Consider the following 2,636-nt stretch of genomic DNA (forward strand, 5'->3'; position numbering starts at 1 on the left):
ACCACCTGCGACACCACCAACCCCAACCAACTCACCAACCTCCTCAACACCATCCCCCCAACCCACCCCCTCACCACCATCATCCACACCGCAGGAATCAACCTGAAGTCGGCCATCGCCGATCTCAGTGCGGCGGATCTCGCCGAGACTGCCGGGGCGAAGGCGACCGGGGCAGCGCTTCTGCACAAGTTGCTGCGCGAGCACGACACGATCGAGCGCTTTGTTCTCTTCTCCTCCATTGCCGGCACCTGGGGCAGCGCGAACCAGGCCGGATACGCCGCCGCCAATGCGTATCTCGATGCCCTGGCCCAGCACCGCCGCGCCCAAGGACTCCCCGCCACCTCCATCGCCTGGGGGCCCTGGGACGGCGCGGGGATGGCTGCGGACGGGGACACACGCGCTCACTTGCGCCGCCGCGGCCTCCGGGCCATGTCCCCTGATCTCGCCCTTGCCGCGCTCGATCGCATCCTCGGCCACGGCCCCGACAGCACCGCAACTGTCGTCGCGGATGTCGACTGGGAGGACTTCGCCACCACCTTCACCGCCCGGCGGCCGGCACCGCTCATCGACGACATCCCCGAGGTCCGCCAGGTACTACGCGGCGATACCGCCCCGCCCTCCGCCGACTCTCTTCGCAAGCAACTGGCACAGCGTTCGCCCAAGGAACAACAGCAGGCCCTTCTCGATATCGTCCGCACTCACGTGGCCGCCGTGCTCGGTCATTCCAGCCCCGAATCCATCGACGCTCAGCAAGCCTTCAGCGCGCTGGGGTTCGACTCCCTCACCGCCGTCGAGTTCCGAAACCGCGTCGCGGCCGCCACCGGCCTGGCTCTCCCGACCACCCTTGTCTTCGACCATCCAAGCCCCACGGAGTGCGCCACACATCTGCGTACGGCGCTGCTCGGCGGGACCGACGACGAACCGCGCGAGGGCGTGTCAGGCACATCGGCCGAGCGTACCCAAGCGGCAGCGCCTCTGGACGAGCCCGTCGCAATCGTCGGGATGGCCTGCCGCTATCCGGGCGGAGTACGGTCGGCCGCGGATCTATGGCGGTTGGTCGCCTCGGGCACTGATGCCATCACCGAGTTCCCGACGGACCGCGGCTGGGACGTCGAGCGGATCTATCACCCGGACCCCGATCACGAGGGCACCTGCTGCACCCGGCATGGCGGGTTCCTCTACGACGCGGGTGAGTTCGACCCGGCGTTCTTCGGCATCAGCCCGCGCGAAGCCCTCGCCATGGACCCGCAGCAACGGCTGCTGCTTGAAGCCTCGTGGGAAGCGTTCGAACACGCAGGAATCGACCCGTCGACCCTGCGCGGCAGTCAGACCGGAGTCTTCGTCGGAATCAATGTGCAGGACTACGCGGCTCATGTGCGGCAGGTACCGCAGGCGGTTGCCGGCTATGCGCTGACCGGCAGTTCCGGGAGCGTCGCCTCCGGCCGTATCGCCTATGCCTTCGGCCTTGAGGGGCCGACGGTGTCGGTGGACACGGCCTGCTCGTCCTCCTTGGTCGCGCTGCACATGGCCGGTCAGGCGCTGCGTACGGCGGAGTGCTCGCTCGCGCTCGTCGGCGGAGTGATGGTGATGTCCACCCCGGCGACCTTCATCGAGTTCTCCCGCCAGCGGGGCCTGTCCCCCGACGGGCGGTGCAAGGCGTTCTCGGCCACCGCCGACGGCACGGGCTGGGCGGAAGGCGTCGGCATGCTCCTCGTGGAGCGGCTGTCCGACGCCCGGCGCAACGGCCACCGCGTTCTGGCCGTGGTGCGCGGCAGCGCGATCAATCAGGACGGTGCCAGCAACGGCCTCACCGCCCCCAACGGCCCCGCGCAACAGCGCGTCATCCGCCAGGCCCTGGCCGGCGCCGGGCTCTCTCCTTCCGAGGTCGACGCGGTGGAGGGGCACGGCACCGGAACGGTCCTCGGCGACCCCGTCGAGGCCCAGGCGCTGCTGGCGACGTACGGGCAGGACCGGGCCGAGGACCATCCCCTGTGGCTGGGGTCAGTAAAGTCCAACATCGGACACGCGCAGGCGGCGGCCGGTGTCGGCGGTGTGATCAAGATGGTGATGGCCCTCCAGCACGAGACGCTGCCCCGTACGTTGCATGCCGACGAGCCATCGCCACATGTGGACTGGTCGGCCGGGGCGGTACGGCTGCTGACCGATGCCGTGCCGTGGCTACGGAACGGGCATCCTCGGCGTGCCGGTGTCTCCTCCTTCGGCGTCAGCGGCACCAACGCGCACCTCATTCTGGAAGAGGCGCCCACCGACGAGCCCGACGGTACGGGGGTGGCAGAGCCGACTGGCGCGCCCGCCGCGGAGGAACCAGGCGTGAGGGCGTCCACTGTCTCCATGCCTTGGCTGCTGTCCGCGAAGTCGGCCGACGCGCTCCGTGCCCAGGCGCGCCAGTTGCGGGAGTTCGTGTCCGGGTTTCCCGAAGCCGGTTCCGGTCCGGGGCTCGCGGACATCGGATACTCACTGGCCACGCACCGGTCGGCCTTCGCACATCGCGCAGTGGTCATCGGCTCCGACCGAGCGGAGTTCCTGCGTGGTCTGGATGCTTTGGCGGCTGACGAAGCCCACACCGCTGTCGTCACCGGTACCGCGAGGAAGCCGGGTGACCTGGGCAAGGTGGT

General features: G+C 69.4%; 1 protein-coding gene. It reads left to right on the forward strand.

What is annotated here, in order from left to right; translation table 11 throughout:
- Window positions 1–2,636, forward strand: a 2,636-nt coding sequence (locus ACH4U7_RS53120) for a beta-ketoacyl synthase N-terminal-like domain-containing protein (RefSeq protein WP_398534933.1), incomplete at both ends; no start/stop codon positions are given.

Origin of the sequence: Streptomyces sp. NPDC020845, assembly GCF_044334165.1 — a bacterium.
Lineage (GTDB): Bacteria > Actinomycetota > Actinomycetes > Streptomycetales > Streptomycetaceae > Streptomyces.